Annotated in this window: 16 protein-coding genes and 1 riboswitch; of the genes, 11 read left to right on the forward strand and 5 right to left on the reverse strand. The window is 61.4% G+C overall.

The window, feature by feature from the left end:
- Nucleotides 1–206: 206 nt before the first annotated feature.
- From ACT6QH_RS12880 to ACT6QH_RS12890, 3 genes are all read left to right on the forward strand, one after another.
- Nucleotides 207–1,196, forward strand: a complete 990-nt coding sequence (locus tag ACT6QH_RS12880; protein WP_444975223.1) for an L-threonylcarbamoyladenylate synthase — start codon at nucleotides 207–209, stop codon at nucleotides 1,194–1,196.
- Nucleotides 1,197–1,336: 140 nt separating this feature from the next.
- Nucleotides 1,337–2,266, forward strand: a complete 930-nt coding sequence (locus tag ACT6QH_RS12885) for a histone deacetylase family protein (RefSeq protein ID WP_444975224.1) — start codon at nucleotides 1,337–1,339, stop codon at nucleotides 2,264–2,266.
- A gap of 164 nt (nucleotides 2,267–2,430) precedes the next feature.
- Complete coding sequence (locus ACT6QH_RS12890; protein WP_444975225.1) at nucleotides 2,431–3,288, forward strand: DODA-type extradiol aromatic ring-opening family dioxygenase; 858 nt, start codon at nucleotides 2,431–2,433, stop codon at nucleotides 3,286–3,288.
- Nucleotides 3,289–3,343: 55 nt separating this feature from the next.
- On the opposite strand, the gene ACT6QH_RS12895 is transcribed toward ACT6QH_RS12890, so the two are convergent.
- Nucleotides 3,344–4,984 (reverse strand): Na+/H+ antiporter, encoded by a 1,641-nt coding sequence (locus ACT6QH_RS12895; RefSeq protein ID WP_444975226.1) that lies wholly within the window; start codon nucleotides 4,982–4,984, stop codon nucleotides 3,344–3,346.
- A 291-nt stretch (nucleotides 4,985–5,275) separates the two neighbouring features.
- On the opposite strand from ACT6QH_RS12895, the gene coaD reads away from it, so the two are divergent.
- From coaD to ACT6QH_RS12910, 3 genes are all read left to right on the forward strand, one after another.
- Complete coding sequence (coaD, locus tag ACT6QH_RS12900) at nucleotides 5,276–5,785, forward strand: pantetheine-phosphate adenylyltransferase (RefSeq protein ID WP_444975227.1); 510 nt, start codon at nucleotides 5,276–5,278, stop codon at nucleotides 5,783–5,785.
- A gap of 86 nt (nucleotides 5,786–5,871) precedes the next feature.
- Complete coding sequence (locus ACT6QH_RS12905; RefSeq protein ID WP_444975228.1) at nucleotides 5,872–6,426, forward strand: peptidylprolyl isomerase; 555 nt, start codon at nucleotides 5,872–5,874, stop codon at nucleotides 6,424–6,426.
- Nucleotides 6,427–6,598: 172 nt separating this feature from the next.
- A complete protein-coding gene (locus tag ACT6QH_RS12910) occupies nucleotides 6,599–7,054 on the forward strand; it encodes a peptidylprolyl isomerase (protein ID WP_444975229.1) in 456 nt (151 codons plus the stop codon).
- Nucleotides 7,055–7,142: 88 nt separating this feature from the next.
- Here ACT6QH_RS12910 and ACT6QH_RS12915 read toward each other — a convergent pair whose 3' ends face one another.
- On the reverse strand, nucleotides 7,143–7,946 hold the full coding sequence (locus tag ACT6QH_RS12915) for a proteasome-type protease (RefSeq protein ID WP_444975230.1): 804 nt from the start codon (nucleotides 7,944–7,946) through the stop codon (nucleotides 7,143–7,145).
- Between the two features lie 266 nt (nucleotides 7,947–8,212).
- Between ACT6QH_RS12915 and ACT6QH_RS12920 the strand changes: the two genes are divergently transcribed.
- From ACT6QH_RS12920 to ACT6QH_RS12940, 5 genes are all read left to right on the forward strand, one after another.
- A complete protein-coding gene (locus tag ACT6QH_RS12920) occupies nucleotides 8,213–9,010 on the forward strand; it encodes an enoyl-CoA hydratase (RefSeq protein ID WP_444975231.1) in 798 nt (265 codons plus the stop codon).
- 183 nt (nucleotides 9,011–9,193) lie between these two features.
- Nucleotides 9,194–9,400: riboswitch (cobalamin riboswitch) on the forward strand.
- Nucleotides 9,401–9,515: 115 nt separating this feature from the next.
- Nucleotides 9,516–11,597 carry a TonB-dependent receptor plug domain-containing protein gene (locus ACT6QH_RS12925; RefSeq protein ID WP_444975232.1) on the forward strand — a complete coding sequence of 694 codons (2,082 nt, stop codon included), beginning with the start codon at nucleotides 9,516–9,518 and terminating at the stop codon, nucleotides 11,595–11,597.
- 173 nt (nucleotides 11,598–11,770) lie between these two features.
- Nucleotides 11,771–12,772 carry an ABC transporter substrate-binding protein gene (locus tag ACT6QH_RS12930; RefSeq protein WP_444975233.1) on the forward strand — a complete coding sequence of 334 codons (1,002 nt, stop codon included), beginning with the start codon at nucleotides 11,771–11,773 and terminating at the stop codon, nucleotides 12,770–12,772.
- Nucleotides 12,769–13,794 (forward strand): FecCD family ABC transporter permease, encoded by a 1,026-nt coding sequence (locus ACT6QH_RS12935; protein ID WP_444975234.1) that lies wholly within the window; start codon nucleotides 12,769–12,771, stop codon nucleotides 13,792–13,794. Before ACT6QH_RS12930 ends, ACT6QH_RS12935 begins: the two co-directional genes overlap by 4 nt.
- Nucleotides 13,791–14,579: an ABC transporter ATP-binding protein gene (locus ACT6QH_RS12940; RefSeq protein WP_444975235.1), complete on the forward strand. Its 789-nt coding sequence runs from the start codon at nucleotides 13,791–13,793 to the stop codon at nucleotides 14,577–14,579. The genes ACT6QH_RS12935 and ACT6QH_RS12940 overlap by 4 nt, the downstream gene beginning before the upstream one ends.
- A gap of 64 nt (nucleotides 14,580–14,643) precedes the next feature.
- On the opposite strand, the gene ACT6QH_RS12945 is transcribed toward ACT6QH_RS12940, so the two are convergent.
- The 3 genes from ACT6QH_RS12945 to clcA form a co-directional block, all read right to left on the reverse strand.
- Nucleotides 14,644–15,474 (reverse strand): universal stress protein, encoded by an 831-nt coding sequence (locus ACT6QH_RS12945; protein WP_444975236.1) that lies wholly within the window; start codon nucleotides 15,472–15,474, stop codon nucleotides 14,644–14,646.
- Between the two features lie 256 nt (nucleotides 15,475–15,730).
- Nucleotides 15,731–16,675, reverse strand: a complete 945-nt coding sequence (locus tag ACT6QH_RS12950) for an AEC family transporter (RefSeq protein ID WP_444975237.1) — start codon at nucleotides 16,673–16,675, stop codon at nucleotides 15,731–15,733.
- A 65-nt stretch (nucleotides 16,676–16,740) separates the two neighbouring features.
- Complete coding sequence (clcA, locus tag ACT6QH_RS12955) at nucleotides 16,741–18,093, reverse strand: H(+)/Cl(-) exchange transporter ClcA (protein ID WP_444975238.1); 1,353 nt, start codon at nucleotides 18,091–18,093, stop codon at nucleotides 16,741–16,743.
- Between the last annotated feature and the right edge of the window lie 159 nt (nucleotides 18,094–18,252).

Below are 18,252 nucleotides of genomic sequence, written 5' to 3' on the forward strand. Positions count from 1 at the left end.
AGAGGACGCGGACGCGCGACTTGACCCGACCCGCCGTCCGCGCTCTAAGCGCGAGCAACGGCCCGCTCCTATTCGTGGCGGAGCCCCCCCTCGTCAAGAGGCCTCCGGATGATACTATCCTGCCCACTCTCACAAAAGGAGAGTTAAAGGCAAATTCAGTACAACATGTGGGGGTTTCCAGAAGACGCAGCAGGATAATCCAGCGCATGCCTTCTCGTCGCACCCAAACACTTTCCGCCTCGAACCCCGCCTCCATCGACATTGCTGCCGATCTTTTGCGAAGCGGAGGCCTGGTCGCCTTCCCCACCGAGACTGTTTACGGCCTTGGTGCAGACGCTGCGAACCCTGACGCGGTAGCGCACCTTTATGACGCAAAGGGAAGGCCCGCTTTCAACCCGCTGATTGCGCATCTCGCCTATGCGTCAGACGCATTGCAGATCGGCGCATTCAATGCCGCCGCCCAAAAACTGGCCGCCGCATTCTGGCCCGGCCCCCTCACTCTGGTAGTGCCCTATCAAGGCGGGGCGCGGGTTTGTGAGCTGGCGCGCGCCGGGCTCGGCACGGTTGGCATCCGTATCCCGGATCATCCCGTGGCCCATGCTCTGCTGGCGGCTTTTGGCGGGCCGGTAGTGGGGCCCAGCGCCAACCGTTCGGGCCATGTTTCCCCAACTGAAGCCGCCCATGTGAGCGAAGATCTCGCCGGGCGGATTGATGCCGTGCTCGACAGCGGGCCGACTCGGGTCGGTGTAGAATCAACCATCATTGACGCTACGGGCCCTGAACTGCGTCTGTTACGGCCCGGCGGAATCACCCGTGCGCAAGTGGAAGCGCTGATCGGCGCGCCTCTGGCGGATGCCGTGCCGAACGATGTCGCCCGCCCGGCCTCACCCGGCCGCCTTCTCTCCCACTATGCCCCACGGGCCAGGGTGCGGCTTGAGGCCACCCATATCGCACCCGGCGAAGCCTTGTTGACATTTGCCGGTGCACGGCCACCAGGCACGGAGCAAGCCGCCACCATTCTGGACCTCAGCCCGGAAGGCCGGCTGACAGAAGCCGCCGCCCGCCTTTACGGCGCCCTGCGTGCACTGGATGAGACCGGCGTTCCCTCCATTGCCGTGGCGCCCCTCCCGCGCACCGGCCTTGGAGAAGCCATTGCGGATCGTCTGGGCCGGGCCGCGGCCCCACGCCCCGGCTGAGCCGCCCTCCGCGGCCTGCATTTGCGTGTGCAGCGCAGCATCTTCTCCCCCTACGAATTGAGGCGTCTCAATGCTGTATGCCGGCGGCCTGAATATGGTATGGCTCAAAGAAAACCATGCCGCTGGGAGGCGCCCGAACCATGTCTACGCTGCTCGTCACCCATCCGGCTGGCCTGAAACATCTCACGCCTGAAGGCCATCCCGAACGTGCGGATCGCCTGCGCGTTGTGGATCGCATTCTGGAGCAGGAGAAATTCTCCCTGCTGGCCCGTGATCTTGCCCCCAAGGGGGAGCGGGAAGACATTATCCGCATTCATCCGGCGGATTTTGTGGACGCCATGGGCGCCGCTGCGCCCGCCGAAGGTATTGTGCGGATTGATTCCGATACCATCATGTCTCCCGGTAGCTGGAATGCCGCGCTCTATGCCGTAGGCGGGGCGTGCTTTGCCGTAGATGAGGTGATGGAAGGCAAGGTCGCCAACGCCTTTGTCGCCATGCGCCCGCCTGGCCATCATTGCGAGCCACGCAAACCCATGGGCTTCTGCCTGCTCAATCAGGCCGCCATCGCCGCCCGCCATGCGCAGGCCAAATATGGCATTGAGCGCGTGGCTATCGTGGATTTCGATGTGCATCACGGCAATGGCACACAGGCCATTTTCTGGGATGACCCCACAGTGATGTATTGCTCCACCCACGAAATGCCGCTGTTCCCCGGCACGGGTGCCCTGAGCGAAACCGGCACGGCCGATACCATCGTCAATGCTCCACTCAGGGCCGGAGATGATGGCGTCGCCTTCCGCGAAGCCATGCTGACACGCATTCTGCCCCGGCTTGAAGCCTTTCACCCGGAGCTCATCATCATTTCCGCCGGCTTCGACGCCCACAAGGATGACCCGATGGCCAACATGCTACTGGTGGAGGCCGATTTCGTGTGGGCCACCCAGAAGCTGATGGATGTGGCAGACAGGATCTGCAACGGGCGCATCGTATCCCTGCTTGAAGGCGGGTATGACCTGACTGCGCTGGCCAATTCGGCCGCAGCCCATGTCACCACCCTCATGCGGGGCTGAGCGTTTCAACTCCACACCAGCCCCTTGCCCTGATGCGAGGAAAAGCGCGCCCTTCTTGCAATTCCGCAAACGCGGCCTTGCCGGGGCGCGCATTCCGTTCAGGTCTATCCGGTCCATATGATGGGGAAAGGTCGCCATATGGCGGCGTATGAGGATTTCCCCTGATGACCTCAAGTCACACATATCAGCCCGGCCCGGCTGGAGCCCCATCTGTCGGCAGACTGCCGACTCTTTTCATCCCGCATGGCGGTGGCCCCTGGCCTTTCCTGAAGCCCACACCCGGCCAGCCTGCCCCATGGGGCACTCTGGAGACCTGTCTACGTGGGCTGGATCAGGCTATTGGCGCCCGTCCACGCGCCGTGCTGGTCATTTCCGGGCATTGGGAAGAACGGTTGCCGACGGTTTCCACCCATCCGCATCCGGGCCTGCTTTATGATTATTACGGTTTTCCAGAGCACACCTATCAGCTGAGCTACCCGGCCCCCGGTTCGCCGGAACTGGCGGCGCGCACCCGCGCCCTTCTGGCCCATGCTGGGATAGACAGCGCGGAAAACGCCTCGCGCGGCTTCGACCATGGCACCTTCATCCCCTTCATGCTGATTTATCCGCAGGCGGATGTTCCGCTTGTGCAACTTTCCTTGCGGGCGGATCTGGACCCCACCTTCCATATGGAACTGGGGCAAGCCCTCGCCCCCTTGCGGGAAGAGGGCGTGTTGATTGTGGGTAGCGGGCTCAGCTTCCACAATCTGCAAAGATTCTGGCGGCCGGATGAGGCGACCCGTGCAGCCGCTCAACAGTTCGATGACTGGCTTGCAGCCACTGTTGAAGAGCCGGACCCGGACATGCGCGCACGCCATTTGCGGGCTTGGGAAAGCGCCCCTTTCGCCCGCCTGTGCCACCCCAGAAGTGAACATCTCGTGCCATTGTTCGTAGCAACCGGAGCCGCTGAAACGGATCGCGGGCGACGCACTTATGCCGATACGGTTTTCGGCCTGGCGCATTCCGGTTTCCAGTTCGGCTGAAACGGGCCAGACGGGACAGCCGGCCGGGTGGATCACCGCATCTGCCCGGCCCTGTTTACTCCGCCGTGATGCGTGCCTCCACGAGGTCCACCTCCTCCACCAGCTTGCGCACAGCCGTATCCGAAAGCCCCATATGGCGGCCGCGGCGATAGAACTCCTCACGCTCGGCCCGCAATCCGGCGAGCCGCAATTCCTTCTCGATCTGTTCAGCCTCGCGGAAGCGTTCGGCGTCGTCTCCCGTCACATTGCGTCCATCAATACGCTGGCGATACAGCGCCATCACCCGCGCGCCAATCTCAGTGTAAAGGTCCGCATTACGCCGGCCGCCACCCAGAACGTGCTGAGCCTGTTCAATGGCCCTGATCGCGGATTGAGCAGCCGCAATCCGCGCACGCGCCTCTTCCTTCTGCACGGTGGATTCCGCAGGCAGGCGCACCCCCTTGAGCAGAAAAGGCAGACAGATGCTGGCCAGAATGAGGGACAGGATGATGACCCCTGCCGCCAGAAAGATCGCCAGATCTCGTGCAGGAAACAGCGAGCCGTCGTCCATGAACAAAGGCAGGGAAAGCACCCCCGCCAGCGTGACCGTGCCGCGCACACCGGCAATGGCGGTGACAAGAATGAGCCGCCAGCTCGCCCTCTCCACCGGCTGCCCCCTGCGCCGGGCGCGATACATGGTGATCCGCAAGGTCACCCACGACCACAACAGCCTCAGCACCACCAGCGCCCCCGTTATGGCCGCCACATAGAACAGCAGCCACATCGGATCACGCTCACCGGCTTCACGCACCACCTGCGCCGCCCCATCAATGATGCGCGGCAATTGCTCTCCCAACAACACGAAGATGACGCCATTGGCGGCAAATTCGATCATGTCCCACACGGCGGAACGCCGCATCCGGGTGGCGGCCAGCACCTTGCCGCCCAGCTCCACGAAACTCATGGTGATACCGGCGGATACCACCGCCAATATACCGGAGCCCCCAAGATATTCAGCGGCCAGATAGGCCCCGAAGGGAATGAGCAGGCTGATAAGCACCTGCGAGCCGCTCTCCTCACCCAGCCGCCGCGTGAGCCACTGCTTCACATAGGTCACAGCCAGCGTGGTAAGCACGCCCACCGAAGCCCCGCACACCACCAGCCAGACGAAGGCGCCCACGGCATTCACAAGCGAGAAGGTGCCCGTGAGAACCGCCGCCACGGCAAAGCTCATGCACACCAGGCCGGAGGCGTCATTCAGCAGCGCCTCTCCATCCAGAATATTCATCAACCGGCGCGGCACCGGCACACGCTCGGCAATGGCCGCAACGGCGATTGGATCTGTCGGCGACAAGATGGCAGCCAAAGCGAAGGCGACAGCCAGCGGCATGGCGGGGATCATCCAGTGCGTGAAGAAGCCCACTCCAAGCACAGTGAACACCACCAGCCCCAAAGCCAGCGAGAGAATAGGCGTCTTGTCTCTCAGCAAGCCTTCCTTGGGGATGCGCCAGCCGTCAAGAAACAGCAATGGCGGCAGAAACAGCAGGAAGAAGATATCCGGCTGCAACTCCACGGCCACATCCGCCATCTGTGCGATCATCGCCCCCAGAGCGATCTGGACCAACGGCAGCGGCACCGCCACCGGCGAGGCCCGCGTGATCCATCCGCTGACGACAACGGCAACAAACAGAACAAGAACGGTTGTTATCATTTCCATTGGAGGCTCGGTCGCACGCGATTCAGGGGTGGTATGGCCACTTCAGGGACGGAAGAATCAGAGGCGTTATTGCTGCCTGCACATGGCTGTCCGCACATGGCGACAGCATGGCCATCCAACGCATGAGAACGAAGTGTTGCACATAGAGCCGAAACAGGGCGAACGCCAGCGATCCCCCCGCCGGCATTTGCATGCCTCCCCGCTGTTCCCGGTGCAAACAGGGGCTGCGCTGCGGCACAAGATGCACTTTGCCCGTTGCGTCTGGCCGGCGGCCCGGCTACCCCTTTTCACATGAATGAGACGGCACCCCGCACCGCTATTTATGGCGGCTCCTTCGATCCGATGACCAATGGCCATCTGGATGTCGTGCGCTCGGCCTGCCGGCTGGCCGACAGGCTGGTGCTGGCTGTGGGCGTCCACCCCGGCAAAACGCCCCTGTTTTCAGCCGAGGAGCGGCTGGCCATGCTGCTGGAGATCTGCGGGCCCGTGGCGCAGCAGGAAAACGCCCGGCTCGAAGCCATCACCTTTGATGGCCTCATCGTCGACAAGGCGCGCGAGATCGGTGCCCGCATGCTGATCCGCGGTCTGCGCGACGGTACCGACCTTGATTATGAAATGCAGATGGCCGGCATGAACGGAGCCATGGCGCCGGATATTCAGACTGTCTTTCTCCCCGCCTCCCCACAGGTTCGCCCCATCACCGCCACGCTGGTCCGCCAGATTTCGGCCATGGGTGGAGATGTCTCCACCTTCGTGCCGGCCGAGGTGCTGGCGCGGCTGAAACAGAAATTTTCGCGCTGAAGCGGATGGCGAAGCCTTTTCCGCACCTTTCGTCCGCACCTGAGCCCGCGCCTGTTTCCCGGCGGGCGACCCTTGAGGAGACCTTCATGATGCGCATTCTCGCCCGCCTGTGTGGCGGCCTGCTGCTGGCTCTGGCCTTCGCCCTGCCGGCGGCCGCGCAAGGCAAGGCAGACCCGCAGAACACCCTGATTCTGGAAACCACCCAGGGCCCGGTCGTCATCGCCCTGCGCCCGGATCTTGCCCCCAAGCATGCCGAACGCCTGAAGACCCTTGCGCGCGAGGGTTTCTATAATGATGTGCCCTTCCACCGCGTCATTGCCGGCTTCATGGCCCAGACGGGTGACGGCGAACGGGGTGATGGCACTGGCGGTTCCAAATATGCCGATCTGCCGGCGGAGTTCTCCAATGTGCCATTCAAGCGTGGCGTGGTGGGCATGGCCCGCGCCGCCTCGCCCAACAGCGCCAACTCGCAGTTCTTCATCATGCTCAATGAGGCCCCCAGCCTGAACGGCCAGTATACCGTTGTGGGTGAAGTGGTTTCCGGCATGGACAATGTGGACAAGATCAAGAAGGGCCCTGCCGCCCTCAATGGTGCGGTCACCAACCCGGATCGGATCGTAAAGGCCAAGGTGGGCGGCTGATCGCCACGAACGCCCCCATCCAAAGCCCTTCCATTCAGGGCTTCCACGAAAGTGAAGCGATGCAGGCAGCCCTGCGCCGCTTTCCGCCGGGCCAGGCTCCCCGCCATCCCGGCTTCGCCCGGACGGGCCGGAACATCACCGGCCCCCTCCCCGCACAGACAAGGATTTCGACATGAGTGAGGAAGTGCTCGTTCTGGAGACCACCAAGGGTCCCGTCACCATCGAGTTCCGCCCCGAAGCTGCCCCCGGCCATGTGGCCCGCATCAAGGAGCTGGTTTCGCAGGGCTTCTACAACGGCGTGCCGTTCCACCGCGTCATCGAAGGCTTCATGGCCCAGACCGGCGATCCGACCGGCACCGGCATGGGTGGCTCCGGCAAGAAGCTGAAGGCTGAGTTCAACGCCCTGCCGCACAAGCGCGGCACCGTTTCCATGGCGCGCGCCCAGAACCCCGATTCCGGCGACAGCCAGTTCTTCATCTGCTTCGCTGATGCCCGCTTCCTGGATGGCCAGTATACGGTGTGGGGCGAAGTGGTCTCCGGCATGGAAAACATTGACCAGATCAAGCGCGGCGAACCGGTGCAGGACCCGGACCAGATCGTCAGCGCCAAGTTGCAGCCCAAGGGCTGAGACCAGCTTTCCGGCATCATGCCGCACATGAAAGAAAGGGCGCCCTTGCGGCGCCCTTTTGATGTTCAGACATTCAGGATGCGCCCGTTCACACCGCCACGACATCTTCCTTCCGGGGTTCGCCATGCCCGCTCTCAACATGACGAATCTGCTTGAGGTAAGGCGGGCGCGGAATGGAGGCATGGGCCGCCCGCAAGGCCGCCGACCAGCGCTCGCGCAGATCATGAAAATAGGGGTCGCCAGCTTCGATCCGGTGGTTCAGCTCCGCTTCCAGCTTGTCCGTGCACAGCACCAGCATATCCAGAGGCATGCCCACCCCCAGATTTGATCGCATGGTGGAATCCATCGAGATCAGCGCGGCCTTGAGCGCATCCGAAATCGGCATGTCATAATGCACGGCGCGATCCAGAACCGGCTTGCCATATTTATGCTCACCAATTTGCAAGAAGGGCGTATCCGGGGTGCATTCAATGAAGTTTCCGGCCGGATAGACCATGAACAGGCGCAGCGGCCCACCCTGAATTTGCCCGCCCAGCAGGAAAGACACTTCAAAATTGATGGAACTGCTCTGTTCCATCACCACACCATTCACCTTCTGCACATGGCGAATGGCCTGCCCCACAAGCTGCGCCGCCTGAAACATGCCATGGCAATCACGCAACTGGCGGTTCTCGCCAGTCACCTCATCTTCGAAGCCCTCACGCAGCAGGCTGATGACGGATTGCGTCACCGACAAATTTCCTGCCGAGGCAATGCCGATCACGTGGTGGCCGGGCTCTTCAAAAATGTGGAGCTTTCGGAAGGTGGAAATATTATCCACCCCGGCATTTGTCCGGGTATCCGCAAGCAGCACCAGCCCTTCACGCACAAGCACGCCGCAACAATATGTCATCACACACCCCTTACTGAGGACGTGAAATTATAGGGAATGGCGGGCCTGCCCCGCAATGCGAGATCCGCCATGGCCCTGCGGCGCAGGCTGGCTGCGGCACATCCGCCACACTCACCTTCAACATGGCCTGCCGCAGATCTTCCATCCACATGCCGAAATAGCGACACCCCGCATTCTTTCCTTTATATGCGGTGGCTCGCCCCGGCAGATCAGCCGCGGCATATTTTTCCGCCGCTCCGGCGGCTGGCGTCGAGAGGAAGCAGCACATGTCCAACGGGACCACCGAAAACACCGCTGAAGATGTCATCCTCATAGAGCGCGAGGGGCGCGTCGCCATTATCCGCCTCAACCGTCCCAAAGCACTCAATGCCCTGAATTTCCAGGTGATGACCGCCATGGCCAAGGCTGTCACCGCGCTCGATCAGGATACCGGCGTGGGCGCCATCGTCGTGACAGGTTCCGAAAAGGCCTTCGCCGCCGGTGCCGACATCAAGGAAATGGCAGAGCGCTCTGCCGTGGACATGTTGCTGGATGACTGGTTCTCCGATTGGCAGACCGTGGCGCACTGCCGCACCCCGCTGATCGCGGCGGTTTCCGGCTTCGCGCTGGGTGGTGGCTGTGAGCTGGCCATGATGTGCGACCTCATCATCGCTTCCGAAACCGCCAAATTCGGCCAGCCCGAAATCAAGCTGGGCGTCATGCCCGGCATGGGCGGCTCGCAGCGCCTCACCCACGCCATTGGCAAATACAAGGCCATGGACATGGTGCTGACCGGCCGCATGATTGGCGCTGAAGAGGCCGAGCGCGCCGGCCTTGTCTCCCGCGTGGTGCCGGCCGAGCGCCATATGGAAGAGGTGATGGAAACCGCCCGCACCATCGCCAATTATGGCAAACCCTCCGTGCTTTCCGCGAAGGAAGCAGTCAATCGCGCCTTTGAAGTGAGCCTGAATGAAGGCGTGTTGTTTGAACGGCGCACCTTCCATGCCCTGTTCGCCACAGAAGACCAGAAGGAAGGCATGCGTGCCTTCTCCGAAAAGCGGGCAGCGGAATTCAAGAACCGCTGAGCCCCTTCCCGCCCTCACAGGGAAGAAGCCTCATCTTTCAGTCTGCCGCGGACCTGCCGCGGCAGGCGGGCTGGGCGCAGAATATCCGTCCCCGCGCCCGGATCTGAACATGCTTATGTTGCAATGCGGCCACAGATGTTACCAAACTGTAATAGGTCCATTGACGCTTGACGTTACGAATCCCTATTTTCCATCTCCGACGGTATCCTTCCCAGAAGGATGAAAAGGGAACGTGGTGAGATGTGCATCTGCGCATCAAATCCATGGCTGCCCCCGCAACTGTGAGTGGCGAGCCTCTCTCCAATAGACCACTGGGCATCAGGGGCCTGGGAAGGTGGAGACAGGCAGGGACCCACAAGCCAGGAGACCTGCCGTCACCCGTGGTCACACGCGAGCACGTCGGGCGGGGCTCCCCGATGCGGTGAACAGTTTCATGTCTCCCGACATGGAAACGACGCTTCGTTCGCGGTGACGTGTCCACATTGGCGTTTCGCCAGAGGTTCACATGCCGCGTTCCGCTCCCTTCAGCCACCAGCTCCGTGCTGCATTCGGCGCCACAAAACAGGCTCCTGATACAGCGGCTCTTACCCGCCATATGCGTTGTTCCAGCGCCAGCCTGCTGGCAATCAGCATCGCTATGGCCGCAACTCCGGCTTTTGCCCAGTCTGCCGAAAACACGCAGCAAGCTGAAGAGATCCAGATTCAGGAACAGATCGCCCTGCCGGATGTGGTGGTGAGCGCCACCACCCAGGCCACACCCAGCCGCGAAGTCGCCAGCTCGGTGACCGTAGTGACCGGCGAGGAGATCGAGCAGCGTCAGGAGCGCAGCGTCCCGGATGTTCTGCAATCCGTTCCCGGCTTGAATGTTGTGCAGACGGGCGGCCCCGGCAGCTCAACCTCCGTGTTCATTCGTGGCTCCAGCTCCAGCCAGGTCAAGGTGATGCTGGACGGCATTGAGCTTGCCGACCCATCCAGCCCCGGCAATACGTTCGATCTCGGCTACATGTTCACCAATGACATGGCCCGGCTTGAGGTTCTGCGTGGCCCGCAGAGCGGCCTTTATGGCTCGGAGGCCATTGGCGGCGTCATCTCCATGACGACCGAGCGCGGCAGCGGCCCGGCCCAGCTTTCCGGTTATCTGGAAGCCGGTGGCCTTGGCACTTTCAATCAGGTCGCGAGCCTGAAGGGGGCCATGCAGGGCTTCTCCTACAATATGAATATCGGCAATTATGCCAGTACGGCCATTCCGGTCACGCCGCAATCCATCATTCCCTTCGGCATGCCGAACAATGACAACCGGAATGAAAACCTCACGCTCTCCGGGCGTTTCGACCTGGATGTGAGCGACAATTTCACCATCAACTACACCGCCCGCTACATTAACGCCTGGCTCGATTACACCTCGGATTTGTGGAACAGCGCCACATATGAGAGCGCGCCGGCCCCCTTCCAGGATACGACCCACGCCACGACCTTCATCACCAAGGGTGAAGGCATCTGGTCCTTGCTGGATGGCGCGCTGGTCAACACCTTCGGTGTTGCCGCTACAAATTATGCGCGCGACAATACCAGCCTCTACAAGAACAATCTCAGCGAATATTCCGGTGACCGCCAGACCTATTACTGGCGTTCCAGCTATGATTTCATGCCCGGCCAGAACCTGCTTGTCGGCGTGGAACACAAGCGTGATTACATGACCTCCGAATCTGCCTGGACCAGCATGGATGCCAGCAGCGACGATACGGCCGGTTATGCTCAGCTTCAGACGTCTTTCTGGGATCGTCTCTTCATCGCGGCCAATATCCGCTATGATGATTATGATACCTGGGGTGGCCATACCACTTGGCGTATTGCGCCTGCGCTCTGGATTCCAGAAACCAACACAAAGCTGAAGTTCACCTATGGCACCGGCTTCAAGGCGCCGACCCTCTATCAGCTTTATGCCCCCTATTACGGCAACACCAACCTCAAGCCCGAAGAGAGCGACGGCTGGGATGTCGGCTTTGAACAATATCTGTGGGATGACAAAGTCAGCTTCGGCCTGACCTATTTCTACAATGATGTGACGAACCTTATTGTCACCGCCCGCAACATGACAACCGGCAACTACACCAACGAGAACCTCTCCAGCGCTACGAGTGATGGCGTTGAAGCCTTTCTGGCGTTGAAGCTTTCCGAGCAGTTCTCCATTCGGGCCGATTACACCCACACCAATACGGTGGGGCACTTCCCGCAGGGGCAGTCCTTTGGCACCAGTTGCGCCCAGCGCACCGCCACCTCCTGCTATCCGCTGCGCCGGCCAGACAACAAGTTCAGCCTCGCGCTCAACTGGCAACCCGTTGAACAGCTGCTGCTGACCGCCACGCTGGTGACCGTGACCGATTGGTGGGACATCAACCGCGTGACCTCCGCCATTGTGGAACAGCCCGGCTATACGCTCGTGAATGTCTCGGCGAACTACGAGATCAACGAGAACGCCACGGTGTTCGGCCGCATCAACAATCTGCTTGATGAAAGCTATGAAAACCCCAATGGCTGGGAAGCTCCCGGCCTCACCGCCATTGCCGGCGTGCGCCTCACCTATTGAGGCCGGCCGGTTGAGCTGACAGATTTTGAGGCCGCGCCGCATATGTGGCGTGGTTTCTTGCTGTAAGCTTCAGTCCCATTCGGGCAGGCCATGTCTGCATGGCGTCGCCTGCCCGGCTGAAACAGCGCAACATGAAAGAGCCCGCTGTGCCAAGGCCCTGCATCAAGGCCGCAATGTCCCGAAAATCCGCGTTTGGCCTCATGTTCCAGGCGGCGAGGCTGTGGCTTGTCATGCTGATGGCGGTTTCCGCACCCGGCGCATTCAGCCCGGTTCTGGCCCAACAGGTGATGGCCCAGCACGCGCCTGCCCCTTCGCCCAAACCCTCCCGTATCGTTTCGCTCAATCTGTGTGCGGATGAATTGCTGCTGCGGCTGGTGCCAAAGGCCCGGATTCTCTCCGTCACCACCCTGGCCAGCGACACCGTGAGCTCCAGCGTTGCCGATCTTGCCCAGGGGGTTCCCACCAATCGCGGGTTGGCGGAAGAAGTGATACCGCTGGGGCCGGATCTTGTTCTGGCCGGCGCTTTCACCACACGGGCCACCGTCTCCAACCTGCGCCGCTTTGGCGTGGATGTGATGGATCTTGCCCCGCCCCAATCTCTGGATGAAGCCTATACGCAGATTCGCGCCGTCGCCGCCCGACTGGGTGAGCCGGAAAAGGGCGAAGAGATGGTGCGCGAACTTCAGGCGTCCATTCCCTCCTCCGCCCCCCGTCAAACGAAAATGCGTCCGCTGCGAGCCGTGGTCGTGCGCCCCAATGGCTTCACTGCCGGGCGACAGACCCTGGCGGATGATCTGCTCCGCCGCGCCGGGCTGGACAATGTGGCTGCCCGCCTCAAACCGGACAAGCTGGGCCAGCTCTCGCTTGAGGAAATCGTGACAGCCCGCCCCGAAGTGGTGATTCTGGATACGGACCCGGACGCCCCGGCCTCTATTGCCGGCATGATTATGCATCACCCTGCCCTCACCCACGCGGTGACGGAAGCACGGGTGGTGAACCTGCCAACACGCCTTTGGGCCTGCGCCGGCCCGCAACTGGCAGAGGCTTATGCCCGGCTCTCTGGCGCGGCACAGGCGGGCCCTTCGCCTTCCGCATCTGCTGACGATCCTCCATCCCATCATGCGGCGCACATGCCACAATCTGCCACCTCCGGGGCCGAGGAGGCCATGCGGTGAAGCTGCCTGCGGCCCATACGGGCGACAATCGCTCTGGCCAGTTCCTGCTTGTCAGCCTGCTCTGCCTGCTGGTGGCGGCTCTCTTTCTGCTCTCTCTGGCCATTGGCTATGCACCACTGGACTGGCGCACAGCGCTCCATCAGATCATGTCGGGAGAAGACGGGCTGGCAAGCATTGTGCTGGTGCAATTGCGCTTGCCGCGCGCTCTGCTTGGCATTCTGGTGGGGTTCAGCCTGGGGCTAACGGGGGCCGCACTACAGGGCCTGATGCGTAATCCGCTGGCAGATCCAGGGGTCGTCGGCGTCTCCGGCTGCGCCGCACTGGGGGCCGTAGCCGCATTCTATTTCGGTGCGGCCAGCCTGTTCTCTCTGGCCCTGCCCCTGGGAGGGCTTCTGGGGGCAGGCATTGCCACCTCCCTGCTGCTGGCGCTGGCGCAACGTGGCATATCCACCACGGCCCTGATTCTCGCAGGCATTGCCCTTAACAGCCTGGCCGGAGCGCTCACCGCACTGGCGCTCAACCTCTCTCCAAGCCCCTATGCCACGCTGGAAATCGTCTTCTGGCTCATGGGCTCTCTGGCAGATCGCAGTCTGGATCATGTGTTGCTGGCCACGCCCTTCATTGTGCTGGGCGTCATGCTGGTGCTGGCCACACGGCGCGGCCTTGAAGCCCTGACATTGGGGGAAGATACCGCCACAAGTCTTGGCTTTTCCCTGCGCAATATTCGCCTTCTTGTCATTGCCGGCACGGCGGCTTCCGTGGGGGCGGCAGTTGCGGTTTCTGGAACCATCGGCTTTGTCGGGCTGGTGGTGCCCCACCTGTTGCGCCCCTTTGTGGGCCACCGCCCCGGCCGCCTGCTTCTGGTGAGCGGACTGGCGGGGGCGGCTCTCATTCTGGGGGCGGATATATTGGTGCGGCTCATTCCTACCCGGCCGGAGCTGAAGCTGGGCGTGGTAACGGCTCTGGTGGGCGCGCCCTTCTTTCTGGCCCTTCTGCTGCGCCTGAGAACGGAGGCGGAATGATCGTCGAAGCCTGCGACATCACAGTTCGCCGTGGGGCACGAACCGTGCTGGACAAGGTGAGCCTTGAGGCCCGCCCCGGTGAAATGCTGGGCCTTCTGGGCCCCAATGGAGCCGGAAAGACGACCCTTCTGCGCATGTTGAGCGCACTGGAAGAGCCGGTGCACGGCTCCATTCAGTATGGGGGACGCAGTGCACAGGAGTTAGGCCGGCGCGAACTGGGGCGCACCATCGCCTATCTCGCGCAGGGCGGTTCCATTCACTGGCCGATGACGGTGGAGCATGTGGTGGCGCTGGGCCGGCTGCCCCATGATGATGGCCCCCAGGCCGATGCTGAAGCCATTGCCCGCGCCATGGCTGCGGCCGAAATCATGCCGCTTGCCGGGCGCACCACCGGCACACTTTCCGGCGGCGAACGCATGCGTGTGTTGCTCGCCCGAGCCCTGGCTGTGGAAGGCAAGGTGCTGCTGGCCGATGAACCCGTGGCGGCGCTGGACCCTTACCACCAGCTTCATGTCATGGAACTTCTGGCCGCACAGGCGCGCGCTGGAACCACAGTCATCGTGGTTCTGCATGACCTCACCCTGGCCGCCCGCTTCTGCCACAAGGTTGCGCTGCTGCATCGGGGGCGGATACGCGCCATGGGGCAGCCGGAACAGGTTCTGAGCCCCGAAAGCCTGCGCAACGTCTATGGCATTGAAGTGGAATGCGGCCAGCGCCACGGCCAGCCCTTCATTCTGCCCTGGAGCCGCGCCAGCCAAACACCCGGAGCTGAAACCGACGCATGAGCATGAAAAAGCCATGGCGCAAGAGAGCGCCATGGCCTTGGATTCTCACAGCGGATGCGGCGCTTCAGTGCGCCATCAGCACCGGAACGCTCATGCTGGTGAAGATCTCCCGCGTCACACCGCCCAGCACCATCTCGCGCAGGCGGGAATGGCCATAGCCCCCCATCACCACAAGATCAGAACCCAGAGTGCGGGCCTGCTCCATAATCACACCCGAGACGGACTGGCCCGATTCCAGAGCAATCGTGTGCACCTGTACCTTCAGCTCATGACGGGAGAGATGGCGCTCCAGCTCTTCAACACTCACCCTGCTCTCATCCGCATCCCCGCCAACGCGCAGCACATCAATGGTGCTGGCCTGATTCAGAAGCGGCATGGCTTCCGCCAGTGCCCGCGCTGCGGCGCGCCCGCCATCCCAAGCCAGAAGAATGCGCTCGCCCTTGAAAGGCTCGACCTGTTCATAGGGCACCACCAGAACGGCCCGCCCGGAATCCATCAGCACATTCTCGGCAATTACCTCTTCCGGGCCCGGCTTGTCTGGGTTGGGCTGGGAGACGATGGTCAGATCATACAGACGTGACATTTCGAGAAACTGCTGGGCCGCAACCCCCAGAGAAGCCGTCAGGGTCTGCACTTCATGGGGCACATTCAGCGCGGAGACCTTCTGGCTGAAGCGCGCGGCAGCCTTTTTCGCGGCCTCTTCATTCTCGCGGAACTGCGCTTCGATGAAATCCGTCGGCAGAGCGCCCATATAGAAGGGCGGCACATCAATCTCGTAGGAGACGGAAACACCCGTCAGATGGGCATGGAAACGCAGCGCCATGCTGGCCGCGAAATCGCAGGCAGCATCCTTCTCAACCCCTTCGGTGAGATTGACCAGAATATCGCGGATCATTTGCCTTCCCCTTTGCCTCTTGGGCCGGAGTGGATTCGCCATATTCTATCAAAATCCCGCAGTTCCACGAGACTGAGCATGCGCGGAACGCACCTTAAACGACAGGATGAACATATAAATGGCGCGACCACCTCAGGGGCAGGTGGTCGCGCCCGGGCACGGTCTCAAGGGGGGGCGCAACCGCGCTCGCTGATAAAGAAACGCAGCTTGCGCCGGCAGGTTCCCGGAATTGAAAAAGACCTCTGCCAGCGCCCGCTCACGCCAGAAAGCGATTGAGTTCAATCCCAATGGGAATTGTCACCAGAAGGGCCAGAGAGGTCAGCAACAAGATGGAGGCGGCCTCCCCCTCCTCCTCCTCATAAACCTCTGCAAACAGAAGGGCTTTTGTCGCAACCGGCAACATACACACCATAAAGGCCGCCTGCGCCACCGGCCCGGATATATCGAAAAATATCAGCAGCCCGAAAAACAGGGCCGGAATGACCACCAGATTGACCAGCCCCCCAAGGGCAATGACAGGAGAGCGAAGGCGCAGACGAAATGTGGCCATGCCAAGCCCGGCGGAAAAAATAGCGATGGCGCCGGCGGATTGCGCCAGCGGCTCCAGTACATCACTCACCATGAAAGGCAGTTTGTACCCGCTCAGCGCCACGGCTGCGCCCAGCGCCGGCGCAAGCACCAGCGGGTCCAGAGCCGTGCGCCGTATTGCTGCAATGAGAGAGGGCCTCTCCCCTCCCTTCGCGGCTGCGCTCTTGAAAAGATACACGGCAGCCGAAAGCTGCGTGAGATTCATGATGAGCGCGCTCAGCCCCACCATGGCCCGCCCCAGATCCGTACCGAAAAGCTGCACCAGAACCACCAGGCCATAAACCGTCGCGGCCTTAGACGTGCTGGTGTAGGAGAGCAAGGCAGCGCGCAGAGGCTCTTGTTTCAACAAGAGCAACAGGCCATAGCCCAGCACAAAAAGCCCGCTGTAAAAAAACAGCATGACGAGCACAAGTGGCCCCTGCTGCACCAAAACATCCCGATCAAAGTGCGCCATACCCAGAAAAATGGCGGCCGGCATGGCATAGCGCAAAACCAGAAGGCTCAGCCCCCGCATCTGTTCCGTGTTGAACTGCTGTGTCCGGCCGGCAAAATACCCAAGCCCCAGCAAAACAAAGACTGGGCCGACAACATGAATCACAAGTGAAATGTCCATGAATTTGCCAATCCAGTCGCTCGATCTGTGACCGGCCGCAGACGGTCACAGAATAAGGCGCACCATCAGCTCTCAGCCAGAGCCGGCGCTTTCTCACGCGGAGCCGTTTCTGTCCCGGACAAACGCAAGGTCCGCTCCAGAAGCAGCTCATAAATCGGCCGCCCTCCCAAAGCATTCGCCACGATGCTGGAGCATACGGAGGCCACCAGAACCGGCACCGCAAGGCTGATAGCGCCTGTCAGCTCCAGCACCAGCACCACGCCAACCAGCGGAGCGCGAACCGTACTGGCGAACAGGGCCGCCATGCTTGCAACAGCAAAGGCAATGACGCCGCCCGCAGGCAAAGGCATCGCCAGCTCCAATATGCCGGCGAGCAACACACCAATGGTTGTCGCCAGCGAGAGGATGGGGGCAAAGATGCCACCTGGTGCACCAGCGGAATAGCTGGCTGCGCTGAAGAAAAAGCGGAACAGCAAGATGAGGCCCAGCAACCCCAGAGGCAAAGGATTGTTGGCGACACTCACCACAAAAGCCTCGCCGCCGCCTGTGACATCCGGGAAAATCACCACAAGCGGGCCAATTACCACACCCAGCATAAGAGGCACGAGATAGGGGGAAACCTTCAGCCCGATCTGGCCGGAAATTTCCAGCCCCTTCAGAATGGTGTGATTGAACACCACGCCGATCACCCCGAAAATGGCCCCCAACACCATGAAGACAGGGGTATAGCTGGCCGAAAGCTGGGTGCCCGCCAGTTCCATATAAGGTGCGGTGCCTGTCAGAAGCATGGTGAGAATGGAGCTGAAGGCACAGGCCAGAATGACTGCGCAATAGGTGCGGAAATTATATGGAAATGCCGTGCGCGCTTCCTCGATGATGAAGAGAATGGACGCCATCGGTGCATTGAAGGCCGAGGCCAGACCCGCAGCGCCACCAGCGCCCAGCAGCCCGCGCGCCTCCTGCACGCCCATTGTAAAGCGCGTGCTGATCGCCGTCGCGAGGGAGGCTCCCATATGAATGGTTGGCCCCTCACGGCCTGCAACAAGGCCGCCCGCCAGCACCATGAGGCCGCCAACAAACTTGACAGGCAGCACACGCGCCCAATGCACCACGCGCAGCCCCTGCATGGCGCCTTCAATTTCCTGCACACCGGAACCGCTGGCTTCCGGGGCGATGTTGCGTACCAGTGCAACAGCGCCACAAAACAGGGCTGAGGAAAAAACGGCCATAAAGAGATACAGCGGCATCCCTTCCAGGCCAGTAATTTCACCCATTCGGAAGGACTGCTTTGTACAAAACTCAATCAGAATATGAAAGACAGCCCCGATAATTCCGGTCAACGCACCGATAACCGCGGCAATGATATAATAGGTCAGATCATTGATCTGACGCGATGTTTCAGAGGCGGATGGTTTCACGGCAAAGCCTGACGAGCTGATGGAACCTCTCTGATGCCTTTTCTTGAAGAGAATAAATCTCCACTTCTCTCGAAAAGACAACAGCGCAGACCCACTCCCTTACCGGAGGATTGAAGGCTGCCGCAAGTGCACAGAACGTTTTTGTTCCCGCCACATTAG

The organism is Haloleucobacter albus (genome assembly GCF_052492075.1).